This is a genomic window from Lutibacter sp. (assembly GCF_041596795.1).
GTDB lineage: Bacteria > Bacteroidota > Bacteroidia > Flavobacteriales > Flavobacteriaceae > Lutibacter.
Genome location: NZ_JBFHHX010000019.1, coordinates 1 through 20,777 on the forward strand (window position 1 = coordinate 1; position 20,777 = coordinate 20,777).

Annotated in this window: 16 protein-coding genes; 15 read left to right on the plus strand and 1 reads right to left on the minus strand. The window is 32.9% G+C overall.

From position 1 onward, the window contains the following. From cobJ to ABY298_RS04025, 15 genes are all read left to right on the plus strand, one after another. Nucleotides 1–1,380: precorrin-3B C(17)-methyltransferase (gene cobJ / locus ABY298_RS03955; RefSeq protein ID WP_372744703.1), on the plus strand; the 1,380-nt coding region annotated here is incomplete at its 5' end. A 50-nt stretch (nucleotides 1,381–1,430) separates the two neighbouring features. Beyond that, nucleotides 1,431–2,627, plus strand: coding sequence for a precorrin-6y C5,15-methyltransferase (decarboxylating) subunit CbiE (gene cbiE, locus ABY298_RS03960; RefSeq protein WP_372744704.1), 1,197 nt, complete (start codon nucleotides 1,431–1,433; stop codon nucleotides 2,625–2,627). Nucleotides 2,628–2,633: 6 nt separating this feature from the next. Beyond that, entirely contained in the window at nucleotides 2,634–4,475 is a 1,842-nt protein-coding gene (gene cobM / locus ABY298_RS03965; protein ID WP_372744705.1) for a precorrin-4 C(11)-methyltransferase, read from the plus strand. Between the two features lie 23 nt (nucleotides 4,476–4,498). After that, complete coding sequence (cobK, locus tag ABY298_RS03970; protein ID WP_372744706.1) at nucleotides 4,499–5,260, plus strand: precorrin-6A reductase; 762 nt, start codon at nucleotides 4,499–4,501, stop codon at nucleotides 5,258–5,260. Between the two features lies 1 nt (nucleotide 5,261). Further along, nucleotides 5,262–6,353, plus strand: a complete 1,092-nt coding sequence (gene cbiD, locus ABY298_RS03975) for a cobalt-precorrin-5B (C(1))-methyltransferase CbiD (RefSeq protein ID WP_372744707.1) — start codon at nucleotides 5,262–5,264, stop codon at nucleotides 6,351–6,353. Then, on the plus strand, nucleotides 6,350–7,066 hold the full coding sequence (locus tag ABY298_RS03980; protein ID WP_372744708.1) for a cytochrome c biogenesis protein CcdA: 717 nt from the start codon (nucleotides 6,350–6,352) through the stop codon (nucleotides 7,064–7,066). Before cbiD ends, ABY298_RS03980 begins: the two co-directional genes overlap by 4 nt. Further along, nucleotides 7,063–8,745: an AAA family ATPase gene (locus tag ABY298_RS03985; protein ID WP_372744709.1), complete on the plus strand. Its 1,683-nt coding sequence runs from the start codon at nucleotides 7,063–7,065 to the stop codon at nucleotides 8,743–8,745. Before ABY298_RS03980 ends, ABY298_RS03985 begins: the two co-directional genes overlap by 4 nt. Continuing rightward, complete coding sequence (locus ABY298_RS03990) at nucleotides 8,738–10,057, plus strand: cobyrinate a,c-diamide synthase (RefSeq protein ID WP_372744710.1); 1,320 nt, start codon at nucleotides 8,738–8,740, stop codon at nucleotides 10,055–10,057. Before ABY298_RS03985 ends, ABY298_RS03990 begins: the two co-directional genes overlap by 8 nt. Nucleotides 10,058–10,069: 12 nt before the next feature. Continuing rightward, nucleotides 10,070–10,660 (plus strand): cob(I)yrinic acid a,c-diamide adenosyltransferase, encoded by a 591-nt coding sequence (locus ABY298_RS03995; protein ID WP_372744711.1) that lies wholly within the window; start codon nucleotides 10,070–10,072, stop codon nucleotides 10,658–10,660. 14 nt (nucleotides 10,661–10,674) lie between these two features. Then, nucleotides 10,675–11,694, plus strand: a complete 1,020-nt coding sequence (gene cobW, locus ABY298_RS04000) for a cobalamin biosynthesis protein CobW (protein WP_372744712.1) — start codon at nucleotides 10,675–10,677, stop codon at nucleotides 11,692–11,694. A 21-nt stretch (nucleotides 11,695–11,715) separates the two neighbouring features. Further along, nucleotides 11,716–15,462: a cobaltochelatase subunit CobN gene (gene cobN, locus ABY298_RS04005; RefSeq protein WP_372744713.1), complete on the plus strand. Its 3,747-nt coding sequence runs from the start codon at nucleotides 11,716–11,718 to the stop codon at nucleotides 15,460–15,462. Nucleotides 15,463–15,464: 2 nt separating this feature from the next. Next, entirely contained in the window at nucleotides 15,465–16,199 is a 735-nt protein-coding gene (locus tag ABY298_RS04010; protein WP_372744714.1) for an energy-coupling factor ABC transporter permease, read from the plus strand. After that, nucleotides 16,196–16,492 (plus strand): energy-coupling factor ABC transporter substrate-binding protein, encoded by a 297-nt coding sequence (locus ABY298_RS04015; protein ID WP_372744715.1) that lies wholly within the window; start codon nucleotides 16,196–16,198, stop codon nucleotides 16,490–16,492. The genes ABY298_RS04010 and ABY298_RS04015 overlap by 4 nt, the downstream gene beginning before the upstream one ends. Continuing rightward, complete coding sequence (locus ABY298_RS04020; protein WP_372744716.1) at nucleotides 16,483–17,241, plus strand: energy-coupling factor transporter transmembrane protein EcfT; 759 nt, start codon at nucleotides 16,483–16,485, stop codon at nucleotides 17,239–17,241. Before ABY298_RS04015 ends, ABY298_RS04020 begins: the two co-directional genes overlap by 10 nt. Beyond that, the gene (locus ABY298_RS04025; protein WP_372744717.1) at nucleotides 17,234–18,049 is read left to right on the plus strand and encodes an energy-coupling factor ABC transporter ATP-binding protein; all 816 of its coding nucleotides are present in this window, start codon (nucleotides 17,234–17,236) and stop codon (nucleotides 18,047–18,049) included. The genes ABY298_RS04020 and ABY298_RS04025 overlap by 8 nt, the downstream gene beginning before the upstream one ends. 202 nt (nucleotides 18,050–18,251) lie before the next feature. Here the strand turns inward: ABY298_RS04025 and ABY298_RS04030 are convergent, their stop codons facing one another. Further along, nucleotides 18,252–20,663: a prolyl oligopeptidase family serine peptidase gene (locus tag ABY298_RS04030; RefSeq protein WP_372744718.1), complete on the minus strand. Its 2,412-nt coding sequence runs from the start codon at nucleotides 20,661–20,663 to the stop codon at nucleotides 18,252–18,254. Nucleotides 20,664–20,777: the final 114 nt, after the last annotated feature.

Consider the following 20,777-nt stretch of genomic DNA (forward strand, 5'->3'; position numbering starts at 1 on the left):
AAAATGAAAATTACTGTAGCAGGTCTTGGACCAGGAGATAAAAATTATATGTTGCCTTTGGTAAAAAACGCATTAGCCTTAGCCGATGTTGTTATTGGGTACGATTACTATTTTCAATTTGGAAAGGAGTTTTTTAAGGAAAATGCAGAGCTAATTTCAATGCCTTTAGGAATGGAAGAAGCACGTGCAGAAAAAGCAATTGAAAAAGCAAAAGAAGACAAATATGTTGTTGTAATTGGATCGGGCGATGCCAGTATTTACTCAATGGCAGCCATTGTTTACGAAATGGTTGCAAAACAAGATATTAAAAATCTTGAATTGGAAACATTGCCTGGTATTTCAGCATTTTTAGCTTCAGGAAGTAAATTAGGAGCGCCACTTGGTCACGATTTCTGTTGTATTTCATTGTCCGATTTAATGACCCCTTGGAATGTTATTGAAAAAAGAATTAGAGCCGCTGCAATGGGTGATTTTGTAACCAGTTTATACAATCCAAAAAGTATTAAAAGGCATTGGCAATTAGGTAGACTTCAAAAAATATTTTTAGAAGAAAGAAGTGCTTCAACACCAGTTGCCATTGTTAAACAAGTTACGCGTCCTGAAGAATCTATTAAAATTACAACCTTGGGCGAATTTAATCCTGAAGATGTTGATATGTTTAGTTTGGTTATGATTGGAAATTCGCAAACATTTCAATTTAAAAACTACTTGGTAACGCCTCGTGGTTATTTAAACAGAAAACCGCATACAGGAAAAGAAATTCAACAAGAAAGTTTTAGAATTGTTACAAATCATATTAAAGATTTAAATTATTCTAATAACGATAAGTGGGCAATTACACGCGTAATTCACACCACAGGTGTTTTAGACGACCACAAGTTTTATAAAGCTACAGAAAATTCAATTTCAAACGTACATAATTTCCTTAAAAACGGAGGCGAAATTATTACCGATGTAACTATGGTAAAAGCTGGTATTACCAAGGCTTTTAGTGAGCAATTTGGCACTAAAATTCATTGTTATTTAAATGATGAAGACACAAAAGAATTGGCAGTTAAAGAAAATATTACACGTTCGCAGGCAGGGATTAGAAAAGCAATTAAATTACATCCAAATGCACTTTATGTAGTTGGAAACGCGCCTACAGCTTTAATGGAAATTACCGATGAACTTAGAAACAATAGCGGTTTTAAACCAGCTTGTGTAATTGGTGCTCCAGTTGGTTTTGTAAATGTAATTGAATCTAAAGAACAATTGTCGCAAGCTAAAAATACAGATTGGGTACTTATTGAAGGAAACAGAGGCGGAAGCAATGTGGCGGCAGCGCTGGTTAATGCTGCATATACATTAGAAGAAGCTTCAATGTATTTTAAAGTATAAAAAATTAACACAACTATACGCATAGTGGTAATTTATAATCACTAAAAAGAATGAGTAAAAAACAAGATTTAGAATTTTATTTGGTTGGTATTGGAAATCATTCCAAACCAGTTGTTGATAATGAGGTTTTGTTATTGATAAAAAATACAAAGATTTTTTCTGGCGGAAAAAGACATTATGAGTTGGTGAAATCAATTTTACCAAAAAATCATACGTGGATTGAAATATCTGGTAGAATGGATCACGTACTATTAAAGTATAGCGAAAATACAAAGCCAATACTAATTTTTGTTTCAGGAGATCCATTTTTTTTTGGTTTTGGAAACACCTTAAAAAAGTATATTCCAGAGGCAGAAATTAAAGCGTTTCCTTATTTTAACAGCATTCAACGGTTATGTCAGAAAACAGCAACCAACTATAATTTATTACGTTCGGTTTCTGTACACGGCAGAGATTGGACTGCTTTAGACGAGGCTCTAATAAAAAATGAAGCATTAATTGGAGTATTAACTGATACTAAAAAAACGCCAGCGGTTATTGCAGCGCGTTTACTACAATATGGTTTTGAAAATTATGAAATTACCGTAGGCGAAGAGTTAGATGGAGATTTTGAGAAAATAAATACTTATAGTTTAAAAGTGTGTAAACTTTTAAAGTTTCAAAATTTAAACAGTGTGCTTTTAGTACGAAAATTTTCTAAAAATAGTTCTTTTGGATTACCAGATTCCGAGTTTGTTTCACTTCCAAATAGAGCAAATATGATAACTAAAATGCCTGTAAGGCTAAGTACTTTAAGTGCTTTGCAATTGGATACTAATGCTGTTTTTTGGGATATAGGTGCTTGCACAGGATCTGTATCTATAGAAGCAAAAAAACATTTTCCACGTACCGTAATTATTGCTTTTGAAAAAAGAGCTGAATGTGCAGAGATTATTCAAAAAAATAAAGAGCAATTTTCAACCCCTGGAATTAAAGTTGTTATTGATGATTTTTTCAATTTAAACTTGTCAAATTTCCCAACACCTGATGTTGTCTTTATTGGTGGTCACGGAAATAGGTTAAAAGAAATGATTCACAAAGTCTACCAGATAAATCCTTCAGTAAAATTTGTTATTAATGCAGTAAAAGAATTAACAAGCTCAATTTTTATAAATGAATTAACAAAACTTGATTATTCGCTAAATAGTACCTGTATTCAAGTAAATGAACATAATAAAATTTTAATTCACGCAGCAGTGAAAAACTAAAATAAAATGAAAAAAATAAGCATTATAGCAATTACGGATAAAGGGATTGAACAAGCCTTAGTTTTACAAAAACAATTTCCAAAATCATTAATCATTACAACGCGTACATCTGATAATGAAAACGTATCAGTGGTTTCTTCAATTTCCGATTATTTAGCTGACAATTTCTCGAAAATCGATGGAATTTGTTTTATCAGCGCCTTGGGAATTTGTGTTAGAACTATTGCGCCATTTTTAAATGATAAATACAAGGATGCAGCCGTAATTTGTGCGGATGAATTGGGATTAAATGTGCAGTCTGTAATTAGTGGTCATACGGGTGGTGCGAACGATTTTGCAATTAAAGTAGCACAATTGTTAGGCGGAAACCCAATTATTTCAACATCAAGTGATGTGCAATCAATTTGGGCATTAGATACTATCGGAAAACAATTTAATTGGAAAACGGAAAGTACTTCAACATTAAATGAACTAATGGCATTATTTGTAAACAACAAGCCAACGGCTTTATTGTTAGACATAAAAGATGCAGGAACCGAGTTTTTAGAGAAAACTTTGCCCGATTTTGTGACTGTTTTTTATGATGAAAGCGATATTGATTTTTCGCAATTCGAATTAGTAATAGCTGTAACCTATAAAACAATTACAACTACAATTCCTGTAGTGTATTTTGTTCCTAAAGTGTTATCTGTGGGTTCTGGTTGTTCAAAAAGTTTGGATGAAAATATTTTTTCTGAAAATTTCAAAGAAGAGTTTGAAGCTACAGGATTGTTATTTTCTGCCATAGAAAATTTAGGATCTATTGATATAAAAGGACAACAAAGCGCTTATTTACAATGGAGTAAACAGCATAATATTCCTTTTAAAACGTTTACTTCTGAAGAAATTGATACCGTAAAAGTGCCAAACCCTAGTGTAATGGTACAAGAAAAAATTGGTGTTGACGGAGTTTCAGAATCTACAGCGATGTTACTAGCAAAAACCAATAAATTATTGGTTGAAAAACAAAAAATTATTCTTGATAATAACGAAAAATTCACTTTTGCAGTAGCCTTAAAATCTAAGGTGGAACGCAAAGCTCAAATAGCCATTATAGGTGCTGGACCTGGTGATGAAGAACTGATTACTGTAAAAGGAAAAGGATATTTAGAAAAAGCGGATTGTGTGTTGTACGCGGGGAGTTTAATTCCAGAAGAAATGACCAATTGGTGTAAAAAAGGCGCTGTGGTTCGTAATTCAGCAACTATGACTTTAGAAGAGCAAGTTGCTTTAATGCAAGAGCATTACATAAAGGGAAACTCTATTGTTCGTTTACAATGTGGTGATCCATCTATTTATGGGGCTATTCAAGAGCAAATGACCATTTTTGATGAGTTAGGAATGGATTATTTTATTGTTCCTGGAATCTCTTCATTTAGCGCAGCTGCGGCAGCATTAAAATCGGAATTTACCATTCCAGAAGTAGTGCAATCAATTATTTTAACAAGAGGTGAAGGTAAAACACCATTGCCAGAAACTGAAAAATTAGTTGAAATGGCAAAACACAAAGCAACTATGTGCTTGTTTTTAAGTGTTGGAATTGCTGAAAAAGTTCAAAATCAATTATTAGAGCATTATGGTCCTACAACACCAGTTGCCGTAATGTACAGATTGACTTGGAAAGACGAAGAAATTTACCAAGGAAAATTGGAGAATTTAGCACAAATTGTAAAGGATAGTAAAAAATCAAGAACTGTTTTAATTATTGTAGGTGAAGCTATTGGAGCACGAAAAAACAGATCGCAATTATACAGTCCCGAGTGGAAACACATTTTTAGAACAAACAAAAAATTTGTTTTAAGCGAATAATTTTTAACTGAAATAATAAAAAAATGATACTCGTTTTTGGAGGAACAACAGAAGGTAAACAAGCAATTGAAGTGTTAGAAGCACTTCAATTGCCGTATATCTATTCCTCTAAAACAGCTATAGATGTTGCATTAGGCCCTTGTGGACAGTCTCGTTTTGGGGCTTTTTCTGTTGAAGGTTTAACTCAATTTATTTCAAAAAAAAATATTACAAGCATTGTTCACGCATCACATCCTTTTGCGGAAGAATTACATAAAACAGTTGCTGTAGTTGCTGAAAAATGCAAAATACCTGTGTATCGATTGCAAAGAGCATATCCTGAGCGAATTCAAAATACAATGATTTATTATGTACATAATTACGCTGAAGCATTGGATTTATTGAATGAAAAATTTACAGGAAAAACGTTGTTGGGATTAACAGGAGTTCAAACAATTGAGAAGTTTGAAAGTTTTTGGAAGAACAACTTGAGTTATTTCAGAATTTTAGACAGAGAATCTTCAAAAGACATTGCTTTACAAAGTAATTTCCCTGAAAGTCAATTGATTTTGGGTTATCCAAATACAACCATTGAAGCTGAAGTTGCACTTTTTCAACAAAAAAAGATAGAAGTGGTTATTACCAAGGAAAGCGGAAATAGCGGCGCATTGTCTGTGAAGATGGAAGCAGCAAAACAGTGTAATATTCCAATTATTATTATAAAAAAACCAGCATTACCAACCTCTTTTCAATTGGTAAAAAGCAAATTGGATTTAATAGAAATTTTAAAAATTACAGTACAATAAAATGGGTTTAGTAAAAGTACCAGACGGACCTTTAAGAGATGGTTTTACAACCGGAACTTCTGCTACGGCAGCTGTTAAAGCAGCGTTGGTATCTATTATTGAACAAAAAAAACAGTCGAAAGTCAAAGTTCATTTGCCTATTGATAAAATATTGGAAATTGAAATTCATACCAATGAATTTACAACTGATTGGGCAAAATGCAGTGTTATAAAAGATGCAGGAGATGATCCTGACGTTACAAATGGCGCTGAAGTTGGCTGTGAAATTCAATTGACTAAAAGTAGAGAAATTAAGTTTGTTGGTGGAGAAGGTGTTGGTACAGTTACATTGCCAGGTTTACAATTGGCAGTGGGAGAACCGGCAATTAATCCTGTTCCAAGAAAAATGATGACAAGCGCTGTTCAAAAGTTGTTACACGACTTTCAATTAGAATGTGGATTGGTGATTTCAATTTTTGTAACCAATGGAAAAGCTTTGGCAAAACGGACGTTAAATGAACGCGTTGGAATTTTAAATGGCTTATCTATTTTAGGGACATCAGGAATTGTAAAACCTTATTCTTCATCGTCTTACATAGCGAGTATTGAACAAGGAATTGATGTTGCTCTGGCGAATGGAATTAATGAAGTGGTTATTAATTCGGGAGCGAGAAGTGAGAAGTATTTACGGCAATTATTTCCAAATTTAACCGAGCAATCTTTTATACATTTTGGAAACTGGATTGGAGAAACACTTCAAAAAATAAGCACTTCAAAAATTGAAAAGGCATCCATTGGAATTATGTTGGGCAAAGCGGTAAAATTGGCGTACGGAAGAACAGATACACACAGTTGTGTTTCAAGTTGGAATAAAGAATTTGTGGTCAATCTTGCTGAAGCGTGCGGATATGATGCAACAATAAGCGATAAAATTTTAGCGCTAAATATGGCTGGAAGATTAACAGAGATATTTCCATTCAATAATGATGAAATTTTTTATCAAAAGTTATTGGAAGCGTGTTATTTCCAAAGTAAAGAAATTATTAATAACGTAACGCTAGATGTGTACTTGATTGGTATGAATGGTGAGTTTATTAAATATAAAAAAATATGAGTATAGTTAGTTTAGTCAGACCTTTAATGGCGGGAGTTTTACATTCCTTTGAACCTGATCACGTTACGGCTATTTCAGTATTAGCTACTGAAAATGCCATAAAAAAGGAAAAAACATCTTTTAAAATGGTGATAAAAGCCTCGCAATGGGCTTTGGGTCATTCGTTGACGTTGTTGCTTTTTGGTATTGTAGCCTTGATATTTAGATCATCGCTAGGACTTTTTATTCATAATATATCTTTTTGGGCAGAAGTTTCTGTGGGGCCAATTATGATTTGGTTAGGCGTTACCGCTATTAGAAGAAATCATAGAATTAAAGAAATGATTCAAAAGCATAAAGAAATTGAGGAACACGATCATTTAGAATCAAATGCCATTCATTTACACGGTAAAGCAGGTGAAGAAATAGCTATGAACCCAATGAACAAATCGTTTTGGGTGGGTATGTTACACGGATTGGCTGGAACTGGAGGCGCATTAACGTCTGCATTGGTAATTAGTGCAGCAACAATTGCCGATGCTGTAATAGTTTTATTGGTTGAATGTGTGGGGATTATAATTGCAATGGGAGTTTACAGTTATTCGCTCATTGCGGTAATGAGTCGTTTTATTGAAAAAAACTTATCCATTTTTAAATGGATGAATGGAGTTGCCGGTTTGGCTTCCATATTAATAGGATCGTATTGGATTTATAATACAGTTATGGCACTATGAAAACAGTAAAAAACACATTTCCATTTTCTGCAATTGTTGGTCAGGAAGATTTTAAACTAGCCTTGGTGTTGAACGTAATTGATCCTTTGTTGGGTGGTGTTTTAGCTATTGGAGATAAAGGAACGGGTAAAACCACTTTAATTCGTTCGTTAGCCGAATTAATTGACGCAGAAGACACATTTCCTTTTGTGAATTTACCTATTGGCGTTTCTGAAGATCGGGTTTTAGGACACGTAAATTTGGAAAAGTTAATCAATGAAAAGAGAGAGCATTTGCAATTAGGCTTACTGGCAAAAGCGAATAAAGGATGTTTGTATATTGATGAAATAAACCTGTTGAATGATTATTTAATGGATGTTTTATTGGATGCATCTGCCACAGGATTTTACCATTTGGAGAGAGAAGGCATTTCAAAAAAAATTGAAAGTCGTTTTTGTTTAATTGGTTCAATGAATCCAGAAGAAGGCGATTTACGTCCGCAGTTAAAAGATCGATTTGGACTTAGTGTTGTTATAAAAACGGCTGTTTCTTTGGAAGAAAGGACTCAAATTATTTCAAATAGGTTACATTTTGATGATGATGCAGAAGAGTTTGTGGCTGCTTATGCTGAAAAGCAACAACATTTAGTGTCGCAAATTAAAAATGCTCATAAAAAACTTAAATCGATTCAAATCGATACAAATTTATATGAAGTAGCTGCAAATTTAGCCTTGTTAAATGAAGTGGAAGGACATAGAGCTGATATTTTATTGTTGAAAACAGCCAGGGCTTATGCCGCTTATTTAAATGATTCTAAAGTTGAGGAATTTCATTTACAAAAAATTGCTCCTTTTGTATTGAATCATCGTTCAAATAATGGCGATTTTTCTAAGGAACAAGACAATTCTCAGGAAGATCAAAAACAACAACAGCAAGAGCAAAAAGAAGAAAATATTTCAAATAGTTCGCAACAAGAACACACGTTTCAATCCATCATTCCAGCCAATGAAAGAAAGCTTTCAAATGGTATGTCTGGAAGTTCAAGAAATGGTGCGAATTCCACTAATTATCAGCAACAACATCAATTGACTGAAAACCCTTCAGCATTTAAAAATATTGACAATAGAAAAACAGTTTCTCAATATTTGACCACTGATAAATTTGAAATTCAACATAAATTTCAACAAACTAAATCACAATCACACCTTATCTTTTTATTGGATTCGAGCGGATCTATGTTAAAAGAGAAAGTAGTGGCGTACGCAAAAGGATTGGTCGAGAAATTTGCGAAAACCGAAAGTGGTTTAAAACCGATATACTCATTAATCTCATTATACAATGGCGATGCCGATTTGGTACAAGAAGCTTCCAAAGATATTGATGAGTTATTAGAAAAATTACAAGACATTAAAACAGGCGGAAAAACAAATATTATTCCTGCTTTTAAGAAGGTTAAAGCGTTGACAAACAATTCAAAAGACATTAATTACGAATTAATTATTATTACAGATGGTAAATTTAATACGGATGCTGAAAATGCTTTTGATGAAGCCGTAATTGCTTGTCAGACCTACTGTAAATCGGTACATCAATTAACGGTTGTTGATGCTGAAAAAGGATTGGTAAAATTGAATTTAGCAAAAAAGTTTGCAACAAAAATTAGAGCGAATTACGAACCCTTAATTCTGCAAAATGCCTAAACAAATTCCTCAATTTATTATTGCAGCTCCAACAAGTAATTCAGGTAAAACGACTATTACTTTGGGCTTGCTTCGTGCTTTAGAAAATAGAGGTATTGCTACACAACCATTTAAAGTTGGACCCGATTATATTGATCCTAAATTTCATAAAGTTGCCTGTGGAAAAAACGGGTTGAATCTGGATTTATATATGACAGATACCAAGGATATTTTAGCTACGTATGCTAAATATGCTAAAAATAAAGGCGCTGTTTGTGTGGAAGGTGTTATGGGCTTGTTTGATGGTGCCAGAAAATCGGAAGGTAGCACGGCGGAAGTTGCAAAAGTGTTGAATTTACCCATTATTTTGGTGGTTGACGCCAAATCTGTTGCCTATTCTGTTGCGCCGTTATTGTATGGTTTTAAAAATTTCGATCCAGCGTTGAATATTGCTGGAGTCATATTTAACAGAGTAAATACAAAAAGTCATTATCAGTTTTTATTGGAAGCTTGTGAAGATGTTGGAATTCCGGCGTTGGGCCACGTTCCATTTCTTGCAGATTGTGAAATTCCATCCAGACATTTAGGTTTGTCTATTCACGAAATGCAAGGTTATGATGCTGTTATTGAAAAAGTAGCAAATGCTATGGAAGAAACCGTTGCTATTGATGCGTTATTGGAATGTTGCTTGTTAGATCAAAAAAATCACGAAGAATTTATTTCATCAATACTTTCAAAAAAAATAAACATTGCTGTTGCAGAAGATGAAGGGTTTAATTTTAGTTATGTTCAAAATATTGAATGTTTAAAACAAATAGGAAAAATCACCTTTTTTAGTCCGCTAAATGATAAGGAGTTACCTAAAGTAGATTTGGTGTATTTGCCTGGCGGTTATCCTGAATTTTACACGAAGCAGCTTTCTGAAAATAAAACGATGCTTCAAAGTATAAAGAATTTTGCAGATGCAGGAGGGAAGATTATTGCTGAATGTGGCGGGATGATGTATTTAGGAAAATCGATTGTCGATAAAGAAGGAAATGAATATGAAATGGCGGGTGTTTTTGATTTTTCAACGTCAATGCAAGCAATGAAACTCAATTTGGGGTATAGAACCATTCAATTTAAAAATTTCGAATTGAAAGGTCACGAATTTCATTATTCAAGTAGTATTGAACATAAAAAATCAACAAGTATTGCAACGGTATTGAATGCTCGCGGAAGTGAAGTAGATACGATGGTGTTTCAATATAAAAATGTGATAGCTTCTTATGTTCATTATTATTTAGGACAAGAAAAACTATTAAGAAATTTATTAAAATTACTAACTAATTAAAAAATAAAAGAGATGAAAGTGTACACACGTAAAGGAGATAAAGGTCAAACTGGCGTTTTTGGCGGAAGCAGACAATTTAAAGATTCTCCAAGAGTAGAATGTATTGGAACTATTGACGAAGCAAATTCAACCATTGGATTGTTACGCGTTAAATTAGGTGACACGCACGAATGGCAACCGAATTTACATAAAATTCAAAAGGATATAATGAATATGATGTCGCATTTGGCACGACCATCAGATGCAAGAAAGGTAAATGAAAATCCAAGACCAGAAGACGGTGCAGAATTTTGTGAAAAATGGATTGATGAATTAGAGGGCGCGATGAGCACTTCATCAGATTATTTTTTATTACCTGGAGGAAATGAAATTTCGGCTTTATGTCACGTTTGTCGTACACAAATTAGAAGAGGAGAGCGTACAATGGTAACATTAATGCGTGAAGATCCAGAAAGTGTACACGATTATATTGCGGCATATATCAATAGATTGTCGGATTTGTTTTTTACAATGGCACGTGCAGAAATGGACAAGCAAGGTGTAGCTGAAGAAAAATGGAATTTATTTCTATATAAAAGAAAAAAGAAAACTACTGAATCATAAAAAAATAGCGAGAAATGAAAAAAATTCCAATTACAATAATAACAGGTTTTTTAGGAGTAGGAAAAACAACGTTAGTACACAATATGATTAAAAATGCCAACGGTAAAAAAATTGCTGTTTTGGTAAATGAATTTGGTGAAATAGGTATTGATGGAGAATTGATTAAAGCGGGTTGTGGCGATGATGAATGTAATTTAATTGAATTGGCAAACGGTTGTATTTGCTGTACGGTGCAAGAAGAATTTTTACCAGCAATGCTCAATTTAATTGAACGTAAACACGAAATAGACCATATTGTTATTGAAACATCAGGCTTGGCAATGCCAAAACCATTGGTGAGAGCTGTAAACTGGCCAGATTTAAAACCACATATTACCATTGATGCGGTGATTACCGTTGTAGATGCTGTGGGAATGATAACGGGTGAATTGTGCGACAGAGAACGCGTTCAACAACAACGTTTGGCAGATGATTCTTTAGACCACGAAACGCCTATTGAAGAATTATTTTTAGACCAATTATCGTGTGCAGATTTAGTGTTGGTAAGCAAAACCGATTTGTTGGAAACGGATAAATTAGCGGAAGTTAAAGACTTAATTATTAAAAAAGCTAGACCAAATGTGAAGATTATTCCTGTTCAAAATGGATTAATAGACAATGAATTGTTGTTGGGAATTGAAGCGAGTAGCGAGGATGATTTAGACAATCGTCATTCCATTCACGAACACCATCACGATCATCATCACGACCACGAGCACGATGATGATATCAATACTATTGTGGTTGAATATGCTGAAACTGCGGATATAAAGGAATTGGTTAAAGCATTGAAAACAAGAGTTCAGCAAGAAGAGATTTACAGAATAAAAGGGTTTGTAAACATCCCTAATAAGCCAATGCGTATGGTGTTGCAAGGTGTAGGAGAACGTTTTGATTACTATTTTGATAGAGCTTGGAAAGAAGGAGAAACAAGAAAAACAAGTTTGGTTGTTATTGGTCGAAATGTGAAATCGATGACAGAAACTGTTTTGTAAAATGAATATAACCAATAGATTTTGCATTTAATATCAACCATACCTGGTGGCTGGAACCCTAATGATGAAGGTGTTTTTTATGTACAGCAAAAACCTGGAGACATCCTGTTTTTGTCGGCAGCAGATACCGATTTGTACATTTTAAATAAAGTGTATAAAAAGTTATATGCTGAAAACAATGCGATTCCGAGTTTAAGATTGGCAAATCTCACCTATTTTAAACAGGAATTAACCATTGATACGTATATTGAAGAAGTCGTTTCAAAAGCGAAAGTGGTTGTTTTAAAATTATTGGGCGGAACTGCGTATTTTTCCTATTTATGTGAAGCAATTGCTGATTATGCTGAAGAAAATGGTATTCAGTTAATTTTTATGCCCGGTGATGACAAGCCAGATTTGGAATTAATGCAATTATCAACACTTCCATTAAATGACGTAGATAGTATTTGGAAGTATTTATTGGCTGGAGGACCGGACAATACGGAAGAAGGATTGAAGAAAATGATGAAATTAACCTTGGCTGTTGATTTTCAAATTAAAGATAAAATCAATACGCCGGAGTTGTTTTTATTTCATCCTAAAGAAGGTATTTTAACAGCTAGTTTTAAACCAACCAATCAGCCGTTGGTCATTATTTTTGGGTATAGAAGCTATTATTTGGCGGATAATTTAGATCCAATTCTAAAATTGACAGAAAAGTTAGCGGAAAATGGAGTGTTAGCCATTACGGTAATGGCTTTATCTTATCGCGATAAAAATATAAAATATAGTATTCTTGAATTATTAAAAGAACATAATTTAAACACGCCAAAAGTAATTATTAATACGACTGGGTTTTCAATTCAGTCGTTTAATGAAACTACTGAAGATGGCTTGTTTGACACGTTTAATGTTCCTGTAATTCAGGGAATAATGGCAAGTTGCAATAAAGAAACGTGGGCGGAAGGAAGTTTTGGATTGCCGCCAACGGATGTTGCAATGAATATTGCCTTGCCTGAAGTTGACGGAAAAATTATTTCAACAGCCATTTCATTTAAGGAAGCGTTGGAAAAAGATACCTTAACAGATTCCGAAGTGGTAAAATATGTTGCTTTTGATGAAGGTTGTACTAGGGTTGCAAAACAAGCGAAAGCTTGGATTACCTTGAATGGTAAAGAAAACAACCAAAAAAAAATAGCAATTGTTGTTCCTAATTATCCGAACAAAAATAGTCGATTAGCAAATGGAGTGGGATTGGATACGCCACAAAGTACGGTAGATTTAATTCACGAATTGCAGCAAGTTGGTTATAATTTAGGAACTGAAATACCAAATACTGTTGATGAATTAATTACACAATTAACCGATAACATAACCAATGATCCAGATTCGTTACATTCAGCAAAAGTGAATTTATCGATTTCAGCAAGTGACTTTTTTGCATATTATAATCATTTGGCTATTTCGCTTCGTGAAAAGGTTGAAAAACAATGGGGAAATCCAACAGATTCACCGAATTACAGCAATGGTAGTTTTATTATTCCAGGCGTTTGTTTAGGCAATGTATTTGTGAGTATTCAGCCGAGTAGAGGATATGATATTGATTTACAAGCATCGTATCACTCACCCGATTTACCGCCAACCTATGCGTATTTGGCCTATTATGTTTGGTTGCAACAATATTTTAAAGCCGATGCCATTATCCATATGGGAAAACACGGAAACTTAGAGTGGTTGCCTGGTAAAAGTGTTGCTTTAAGTGAAGAAAGTTGTTTTCCGAGTGCTATTTTAGGCGAAATTCCTCACTTTTATCCGTTTATAATTAACGATCCTGGCGAAGGAACTCAAGCAAAAAGAAGAACGCACGCTATTATTTTAGATCATTTGATTCCTCCAATGACACGTGCTGAAAATTACGGGGATTTGTTGAAATTAGAATTGTTGATTGATGAATTTTATGAAGCTGCTTTGTTGGATCCTAAAAGAGCCAATTTGATTAAAAGTAAGATTGAAGTTTTGGTAAATGACACCAATTTAAAATCAGATTTAAACAATGATGGTAAAGATATTGATGTTCTTTTAGAAGTAATTGATGGTTATTTATGTGAATTAAAAGAAGCGCAAATTAGAGGCGGACTTCATATTTTTGGAAAACATCCAGAAGGTGAAAAATTAACCGATTTAATGGTAGCCTTGCATCGTTTACCTTCAAACAATACCTTAGGAATTACACAAGCCATTGCAAAAGATTTAGGCTTAGATTTTGATCCGATAAATGTTAATTTTGAATTAAGTTACAACCAAAATGTGGGTTCAATTCAATGCAGAACGTATGGGCAAGCCGTTGAAGTTTTAGAATTAAAGGCGAAGAATTATATTGATGATTTATTAAATAATGAATTAAATAAAAAATCATTAGGTGTTGAAATACAGAATGTTATTAACGTAATAGAAAGTTCTACTTTAACTAAGGTTTTCCGTACGAAAGATGAAATTACAAATCTTTTAAAAGGGTTGAATGGTGGTTATGTTCCGCCAGGTGGTTCAGGTGCTCCAACACGTGGTAGATTGGATATTTTACCAACAGGGAAAAACTTTTACTCCGTAGATACAAGAACAATTCCTTCACAATCCGCATATGAATTAGGGGTAAAAAGCGCCAAAAATATTATAGAAAGGTATGTACAAGATCAAGGAGAATATCCAACATCAATAGGGATTTCAGTTTGGGGAACTTCAACAATGAGAACTGGTGGAGATGATATTGCGCAAGCATTGGCGTTGTTAGGTGTTCGACCAATTTGGTCTGGAATAAATAGAAGAGTAACCGATTTTGAAATTATTTCATTATTGGAATTAAAACGACCGAGAGTCGATGTTTTATTGCGTATTTCTGGATTTTTTAGAGATGCTTTTCCAGACGTAATTTCATTATTTAATGCTGCTATTGAAAAAATAGCATTGTTAGATGAACCAGAAGAAAAAAATCCTATTAAAAAACGCTTCAATGCTGAAAAAGAGGAATGGTTAAGCAAAGGAATGACGGAACAACAAGCAGAAGAACGCTCGTTATACCGTGTTTTTGGATCGAAACCAGGAGCTTATGGCGCTGGTTTACAGGGTTTAATTGATGGTAAAAACTGGGAAACACAAGATGATTTAGCGCAAGTATATATTAACTGGAGTGGTTTTGCATACTTCGGAAATAAAAACGAAGGAAAATCGGCGCACGAATCTTTTGAAAAACGATTGAAAAATGTGGAAGTTGTTATTCAAAATCAGGATAATAGAGAACACGATTTGTTAGATTCTGATGATTATTACCAGTTTCAAGGAGGTATGACTTCCGCAGTAAATAAAATAAAAGGGGAACAACCAGCAACGTATTTTGGGGATCATTCAAGACCCGATCATCCAAAAATTAAAACGTTAAAAGAAGAATTGCATAAAGTATATCGTTCGCGAGTTGTAAATCCTAAATGGATGCGTGGAATGCGAGATCACGGCTATAAAGGCGCTTTTGAAATGGCAGCAACAATGGATTATTTATTTGCGTATGATGCCACCACTAATTTAATTGAAGACTTTATGTATCAAGGAATTACGGAAGCATATTTGTTTGATGAAGAAAACAAAGCGTTTATTGAACAAAATAATAAATGGGCTTTAAAAGATATGTCTGAAAGAATGTTAGAAGCCATTCAACGTGGAATGTGGGAAAATCCTTCCAAAGAAACTGTTGAACAGCTTCAAAATATATTTTTAAATGCAGAAAATGAATTAGAATAAAAATGAAAGTAGAAATAATTAATAATAAAAAAACATTTTGGGTATTAGTTTTAATCCCATTCCAAGTTTTTAGTATGCATATTGCAGAAGGGTTTTTACCTAAAGAGTGGGCGTTTTTTTGGACATTGGTATTTATTCCGTTTTTAGTTTATGGCTATCGGAAATTAAAGCGACAAATTGAAAAAGTTCCTTCAACAAAACTATTGTTTGCAGTAGTTTGTGCATTTGTTTTTGTATTGTCTTCATTTAAAATTCCATCGGTTGCCGGAAGCAGTTCGCATTTAACAGGTATTGCCTTAGGTGCTATTTTATTTGGAGCCTCAACAATGTCGGTTGCCGGTTTAATTGTATTGTTGTTTCAAGCGTTGTTGCTTGCTCACGGCGGAATTACAACCTTAGGAGCCAATGCATTTTCAATGGCAGTGGTTGGTGCATTTAGCGCAGTTTGGGTTTATAAATTAGCAGTTAAATTAAAAGTTTCACAATGGTTATGTGTTTTTTTAGCAGCCGTTGTTTCGGATTTTTTAATTTACGTAACAACCTCAATGCAATTAGCTTTGGCATTTCAATCGGAAACAAATAGTTTATTGGAAAATGCAATAAAATTTATGAGTGTTTTTGCAATAACTCAAGTTCCGTTAGCACTAATTGAAGGCGTTTTTACAGTTTTTGTTTTTAAATTACTGTTGAATTATAGCAAAAATGAACTTACCCTATTAAATCCATTATTAAAATGAAAAACAAAAAATCATTCATTATAATTAGCCTTTTAGTGGCAGGTTTATTAATTGCTTTACAGTTTGTTTTGGCTAATGTGGTTTCAAAATTTGAAGGAACTGATGATCAAGCTGTAGCTATAATTTCAGAAATATCGCCAAATTATAAACCTTGGGCGTTTAGTTTTTGGGAACCAAGCGGAGCAATGGCTGAAACAATTCTTTTTGCTGTACAAACTACTTTAGGTTTAAGTGTAATTGTGTTTTATTTAATTAATAGAAATTCGAAATTAAAACGTACTAAATGCAATTAGTAGAATTATTTAATTACAATCATAAATTGGCTACATCCTCAGTTTTAATAAGAACTTTATGGGTGTTACCAGCCTTTATTTTTGTAATTTTTTCAACTAATTCAATGTTTCACTTACTAGTGTTTTTGTTGTTTATAACTAGCTTGGTACTAATAGTTAAACCATCAATTTTTAAACTTATTAAATTACTCTTAATTCCGGGTGCATTTATTTTTTTAGGATGTATAACCTTACTTTTTTCAATTAATTTAAAAGTTCCATTCTTTAAAATGGTGTATTTAAATGAAGAAATGTTTTTTAAGGTAATTGTTCTATTTTCAAGAAGTTATGCACTTATAGCTATTGTTTATTTTTGGATATTAACCCAGTCAATTTCTGAAATTGCTTCAGGAATGCGCGCAATAAAAATTCCAGTGTTATTTGTTGAATTATTCGTATTAACCTATAAGTTTATTTTTTTGCTAATGGGTTCATTTAAAACAATGTTACTTGCTCAAAAATGTAGGTTAGCGTATTCAACAACTAGTAAAAATGCAATTCAATCATATGGTTTTTTGTTTGCTGCAATTTTTACAAAGGCAATGCAACAAACAAGTCAAATTGAAATTGCAATGGCTTCTAGATTGGGAAGTAATGAATTTTGTTTTGTGAGACCTAGGATTGTTAATAAAGGAAAAGATGTGTTTACTATGTTGATATTTAATGGTTTATTGGTCTTCATTTTTGTAATTTTTGAATATAATGGATAGTAGCATTCAATTAAATAACGTTAGTTTTACCTACCCAAACGGAATGGAAGCTTTAAAATCCATTAATCTGTCATTACCTAAAGGAAAAAAAATAGCCTTAATAGGAGGGAACGGCGCAGGAAAATCGACTTTAATGCTTTTGTTGAACGGCATATTGAAACCTACCAGCGGTTTTTTGAATTATGAAGGTACAAACTACACGTATAACAAAAAAGGCTTAAAATTGTTGCGATCTAAAATAGGATTGCTTTTCCCTGAGTCTGACAATCAATTAATTGCGCCAACGGTTTATGAAGAAATTTCATTTGGACTTTTAAATTTGTATAAGGATGTAGGATTGGTACGGACAAAAACTGAGGCAATTATTAGCGAGTTTTTTTTGCACGAGTTTGCTAATAAACCACCGTATCAACTAAGTTCTGGTCAAAAAAAACGCGTGTGTTTAGCAGCTGTTTTAGCAATGGAGCCAGAGGTGTTAGTTTGCGATGAACCTGTTTCTAATTTAGATCCAAAGTATGCACAATTAATTTTTAATTATTTAGATAAATTAAATGAAAAAGGTAAAACTATTTTAGTTTCTACCCACGATGTAAATAGAGCATATACTTGGGCAGATTATGTAGTTGTTATGCATAATGGTGAAATTTTAAATACCGGAAAGCCTGAAAGTGTTTTTAAAAATAAAGAATCTCTAAAAAAAGCAAATTTAAATCAACCTTTTATTGTTGATTTTTTAAATGAATTTGGAAGTAATTTCCAAGATTCGGCAATAATTATGTCTAAGTGGAAAAAGTATTATAACTGGTAGTTTTAAAGTAAAAAGAAACCTTTAAATGAAGTAATGAAAGTATATTAAAAAGCTGTCTGAAAAGTAAAAAATAAACGTCGTTCTAAACTTGATTCAGAATCTCATCATGATAATAATCAGTAAGATGAGAACCTGAATCAAGTTCAGGTTAACGAAAATCTAAAATTATACTTTTCAGACAGCCTTCACAAAATAATCAATTCTATTTTTTATTTTTCACATACGTTTCTAGCCATTGATCTTGTTCCCAAAGCATATGTAAAACAGATTCTTCAGCGCTGTAACCATGACTTTCTTTAGGAAGCATAACTAAGCGAACAGGAGCTCCTAAACCTTTTAACGCATTAAAGTAACGTTCACTTTGTAATGGATATGTTCCAGAATTGTTATCAGCCTCGCCATGAATTAATAATAAAGGTGTTTTCATTTTTTCAGAATTCATAAATGGTGACATTTGATAGTAAATTTCAGGAGCTTCCCAATAATTTCTTTCTTCACTTTGAAAACCAAATGGTGTTAAAGTACGATTATACGCGCCGCTTCTTGCAATTCCGGCAGCGAATAAATTAGAATGTGATAATAAATTAGCCGTCATAAATGCTCCATAAGAATGGCCACCAACAGCAACTTTAGTTCTATCTATATACCCTAAATTATCTACTGCATCAATAGCAGCTTTAGCATTTGCCACTAATTGTTTTATAAAAGTATCATTAGGTTGCTCATTTCCTTCGCCCACAATTGGGAAGGAAGCATCATCTAAAACTACATAACCTCTAGTAACCCAATAAATTGGAGATCCGTAACTTGGGTAGGTAAATTCGTTGGAGTTAGAAGTGCTTTGTCCGGCGCTACTTTTATCTTTATATTCACGTGGATATGCCCACATTACCATTGGATATTTTTTTCCTTTTTCATAATTTGTTGGTAAATACAATGTTCCAGATAATTCTAATCCATCTTCTCGGTTGTATTTAATAACTTCTTTATGAACGTTTTGAATGCTTTTGTATGGGTTTTCAAATTTAGTTAATGGTATTAATCCAATACGTTTTTTAATATTGCGAATGTAATAGTTAGGGTATTCATTTTTAGATTCTATATTTACCACTAATTCACCTTTTTGAATGTCTAAAGCATCGTTAATACTTTCCACTTGGGTTGTTAAATTAGATTGGTATAAACGTTTAATTTTTAACGATTTTAAGTTTAGTTCATCCACAAAAGGAAATTTTCCTTTTTCGCTAAATCCATCTCCAATTAAATAAGCATTGTCTTCAACTAAAGAAAGGGTGTTTTGCCCAAATTCATTTCTTTTAGTTACAAAATTACCTGGATCATTATATGTGTCTTGATAATTTCTGTCAGAAATAATTATTGGTTTTATGCTATTGTTTGATGGGTTAAAAATATATGTTTTTGTATTTCTTGTATTCCACCAACGATCATAAGCCACAGCAGTATTATTATTTCCCCAGGTAATACCTGCAAATCTTCCAATAGTTTTTAAAATTGAAGTTCCATTGCCGTTAAAAGGAGCGTTTAGTTCAAAAACTTCATCTCTAAATTCAACAACTTTTTCAGGATCACCACCATCTAAAGCTTCGCACCAAGTAATAGTTGATGGTTTATCATTTCTCCAATTTATATTTCTTTTTCCGGTTCTAACAGCCATAAAACCTTGTGGTAAATCTTCAATTAAAGGAACTTCTAAAACAGTTTTTATAAGTGTTCCATTAGTGTTATAAATAACAGTTTTTGAAGGGAATCTATTATAGGGAACTAAGTATGAAAATGGTTTTTCAACAGTTGTAACCATCACATAATTTCCATCTGGAGAAAAATATAAATCGTCGTACATAGCGTTTTCCTTCCAAATATTTTTTTCACCATTTAAAGAAACGCGATACAATTCCGAAAGCATTAATTGCTCAAAATTATGTTCGTCACTAGGATTTTTAAGTAAATCTTGATATGTTCTATTTTGGGCCTTTACACCTTCTTCACTTTCAGAAACTGTTGGTCCTGTAGGTACAGCAGTTTTAGTATCTATCAGCGGTTTTTTATCTTTTGAAATAGTTTTAACCAATAAAGAATTACTGTCTTTAAACCAAGAAAACGGATTTCCTGTATTGGCATTTAAATTGGCTTCAGTAATTTTTTTTGCAGATTTATTTTCAATATCTAATACCCAAAGTTCAACTCCAGTTGCTATAGTATTAGTAAACGCCATCAATTTTTGGTTAGGCGACCAGGAAAAGTTTGAAAACCTTCCGTTTTTTGGTAACCCTGCAGGTGTTTCTTCACTGTTTTTTCTTCCAACACGTACTTTTACGGTAGTATAATAGCGTTCTCTGCTACCAATATTTGTAACAGGATTTATACGTAAGCCACCTAATCGCATTTCAGTTTCTGAAAGTTCTTCAATGGTTTTAAAATTGGATCGGTATAAAAAAACAAAGTTTTCACCTTTATCATCCATTCTCATAATTGGAGCTAAAGGCGCTTCAACAAGGTTTAAAATTTCTTTTGGAGGTTTTTGATAGGTTAAGTTTTCTTGCGAATAAAAAATTGTACTCAGCAACAAAGTAATTGTAAAAAATAAATTTTTCATAAAGTATTTGTAATTATTTTAATGAATGATTGAATTTAATATTTGAAAAATTGAAAGTAATTATTATTTCTTTAAGATAAAGTTTAAAATGTTATTTTTTTCATAAAAAAAATA